General features: G+C 41.0%; 2 protein-coding genes and 1 tRNA gene. 2 read left to right on the top strand and 1 reads right to left on the bottom strand.

Annotated elements, in window-relative coordinates; genetic code table 11:
• Window position 1: 1 nt before the first annotated feature.
• Window positions 2-74 (bottom strand) — tRNA-Ser (locus tag QNK26_RS09680).
• A gap of 313 nt (window positions 75-387) precedes the next feature.
• Between QNK26_RS09680 and nrdD the strand changes: the two genes are divergently transcribed.
• A complete protein-coding gene (nrdD, locus tag QNK26_RS09675; protein WP_319222529.1) occupies window positions 388-2523 on the top strand; it encodes an anaerobic ribonucleoside-triphosphate reductase in 2136 nt (711 codons plus the stop codon).
• 95 nt (window positions 2524-2618) lie between these two features.
• Window positions 2619-2736: 4Fe-4S cluster-binding domain-containing protein (locus QNK26_RS09670; RefSeq protein ID WP_319222530.1), on the top strand; the 118-nt coding region annotated here is incomplete at its 3' end.

Genomic DNA, 2736 nt, shown 5'->3' with positions numbered 1-2736 from the left:
AGGAGAGATTTGAACTCTCGAGGAGCTATTAACCCCTGCTGGTTTTCAAGACCAGTGCATTCGGCCACTCTGCCACCCCTCCGCAGCAATGGAGCGAATATTAGAGCAACCTCTTGAAGTTGTAAAGCTTTATTCATCATAACTATTACACTGCTCATTTTACGTTTAAATATCGTTCAAAAATAAACTTACAACAAAAATAATGCCATTTATTGATCAAGAATACATCCCGAATAAATCCTAACCCAGGCGTAATAATTCTTGATCGAAATCAATACACCAAAAACAAACTTCAAGCCTAATACACAACATCTTGTGTCACTGGTAAACCAAGCACCTATATATAGTGTCACATTATGATTTTAATTTTGCCTTAAGGAGTATTTTGTGGATCTATTTGTCATCAAACGAGATGGTTGTCGTGTGCCGTTCAACATTCAATGCATACAAGACGCTATTTACGCTGCAGCTAAGTCAGTGCAACAAGAAAACCGTGATTATGCGGCCAATATGGCAAGTAAAGTACACAAATTACTTATTCAACAAGATGTCTCTAGCGAGCATGCTATTGAGATCCACACCATTCAAAACACCGTTGAAGATGTGCTGATGCAAGAAAGCAACAAACTCATTGCTCGCGCTTACATCGAATACCGTCATCAACGTGATATTGCCCGTGAAACACAAAGCATCCTGACTAACGAAATTAAAGGTCTTATTGAGCAAAGCAACGAATCACTGTTGAATGAAAATGCCAATAAAGACAGCAAAGTGATCCCAACTCAACGTGATCTACTTGCTGGTATTGTTGCCAAGCATTATGCCAAGCAGCATATCTTACCGCGCGATATTGTTCATGCTCATGAAGCTGGCGACATTCACTATCACGACCTTGATTATGCCCCATTCTTTCCGATGTTTAACTGCATGCTGATCGATCTTGATGGCATGCTGACGCGTGGCTTTAAAATGGGCAATGCTGAAATTGAAACACCAAAATCAATCACCACAGCAACCGCAGTTACCGCACAAATCATTGCACAGGTAGCCAGCCATATTTACGGTGGCACCACGATCAACCGCATTGACGAGATCTTAGCGCCTTACGTGACAGCGAGCTTTGATAAAAATACCCAACTAGCCGAAGAATGGTCAATACCAAATAAAGCAGAGTTTGCACGCTCACGCACTGAAAAAGAATGCTTCGATGCATTCCAGTCACTAGAGTATGAAGTAAACACCTTACACACCGCAAATGGCCAAACGCCCTTTGTTACTTTCGGTTTTGGTTTAGGTACTAGCTGGGAAGCACGTTTAATTCAGCAGTCAATTCTTAAAAATCGTATTGCAGGCTTAGGCAGAAATCATAAAACAGCCGTATTCCCAAAACTGGTGTTTGCCATTAAAGATGGTTTAAACCATAAGTCACAAGATGCCAATTACGATATCAAACAACTGGCACTGGAATGCTCAACTAAGCGCATGTATCCAGACATCCTAAACTATGATCAAGTAGTTAAAGTAACGGGTTCGTTTAAAACGCCGATGGGTTGCCGTAGTTTCTTAGGCACCTATGAAGAAGAAGGTAAATTAGTTCACGAAGGCCGTAATAACTTAGGTGTTGTTAGTCTTAATTTACCGCGCATTGCCATTCAAGCAAAAGGCGATGAATCACGCTTCTATCAATTATTAGATGAACGTTTAATCCTGTGTAAACGCGCACTAGAAACCCGTATTTCTCGTCTTAAAGGCGTTAAAGCACGTGTTGCCCCTATCCTTTATATGGAAGGTGCTTGCGGCGTTAGACTAAATGCTGATGATGACGTATTAGATATTTTCAAGCATGGCCGCGCCTCTATTTCTTTAGGTTACATCGGCTTGCACGAAGCCATCAATGCACTGTTTGGTAATGCTACCCACCCTTACGATAGTGAAGCATTACAACAAAAAGCGATTGCCATGCTTAGCCACATGAAAGCAAGCACTGAACAATGGACCACAGAAAGCGGTTATGCTTACAGCTTATACGCCACACCGAGTGAAAACCTGTGTAGCCGTTTTGCTAAATTAGATAAGATCACGTTTGGTGATATCAAAGACGTGACAGATAAAGGCTATTACACCAATAGCTTCCATTTGGATGTTGAAAAACAAGTTAATCCATACGATAAAATTGATTTTGAAATGCCCTACCCACCTGTTAGTAGCGGCGGTTTTATCTGTTATGGCGAATATCCAAATATGCAGCACAATATTGAAGCGCTAGAAGATGTCTGGGACTATAGCTATTCACGCGTGCCTTACTACGGTACCAATACACCAATCGATGAATGTTACGAATGTGGTTATACCGGTGAATTTAGCTGTACGAGTAAAGGTTTTACTTGTCCTAAATGCGATAACCACGATATTGCCAAAGTATCTGTAACGCGTCGAGTCTGTGGTTATCTAGGCAGTCCCGATGCGCGTCCCTTTAACGATGGTAAACAAGAAGAAGTAAAACGTCGCGTTAAACATTTATAGTTTCATTGCGTGTTGAAAGTATTCGATAGAAATCCTAAATAAGATTAATTAACTAGCTAGCCAATACTCTATTGGCTAGCGTTTAAGAGATAAAAATGCATTATTCTCAATATTATAACCTTGATGTGATCAATGGCCCAGGTACACGCGTCACGCTATTTGTCAGTGGTTGCGAGCATCAATGCAAAGGCTGTTATAACCAAGCCACCTGGT

Source organism: Moritella sp., from assembly GCF_033791185.1.
Lineage (GTDB): Bacteria > Pseudomonadota > Gammaproteobacteria > Enterobacterales > Moritellaceae > Moritella.
Note: the sequence above shows the minus strand (reverse complement) of the source record. Positions and strands in the feature narration are given on the sequence as shown.